A 562-nucleotide genomic window follows, 5' to 3' on the forward strand; every position below is an offset into this window, starting at 1 on the left:
TCCGCACCTTGAAGGAGCAGTGCGTGCACCGGCATCGCTTCGAAAACCTGACCCATGCGATGCGTACGATTGGCGACTGGATCCACTTCTACAACCATCAGCGACCCCATCAGGCGCTGAAGATGAAAACACCCGCTGAGGCGTATGCTTTAGCGGCCTGACCTGTGCAGGAAGTGGTGGGTCATTACAGTCGATTGGATACTCAATTCCATCTTCTATGACGTCAGCGCGAGCGGTTGTAGCTCCTCGCTTCAGCAGGGATTGGAGCATCTGCTTCGCCAATGGCTTCAGGCGACCATTGCTGTCATCTCTACGACCGTCGATGCCTATAGAGAAATGCATCGTGTCACCTCCTAAATTCGTAAGCAGTGCCATCGCTTCATCGGAGAAGTTGTCATCCGCTACAAGGTCTGCGTTGGTAGGACGAGCGACAGTCGCGGTGATCCGTTTGACCTCCACGCCTCCCTTGAGCAGGCGATCGAAAGCGCCCGCAACCGGAATCGGCGCCGCAACCACCTTTGACCCGATCGCTTGCGAGACGAAATTTGCTAGCTGCTTCGGG

The 562-nt window shown here is 55.9% G+C and carries 1 protein-coding gene; it reads left to right on the top strand.

The window, feature by feature from the left end; genetic code table 11:
- The first annotated feature begins 8 nt into the window (after positions 1-8).
- A complete protein-coding gene (locus RMZ43_RS36070; protein WP_428851040.1) occupies positions 9-161 on the top strand; it encodes an integrase core domain-containing protein in 153 nt (50 codons plus the stop codon).
- The last annotated feature ends 401 nt before the right edge of the window (positions 162-562 follow it).

It is taken from the genome of Nostoc sp. CmiVER01 (assembly GCF_034531135.2).
Taxonomy (GTDB): Bacteria; Cyanobacteriota; Cyanobacteriia; order Cyanobacteriales; family Nostocaceae; genus Nostoc.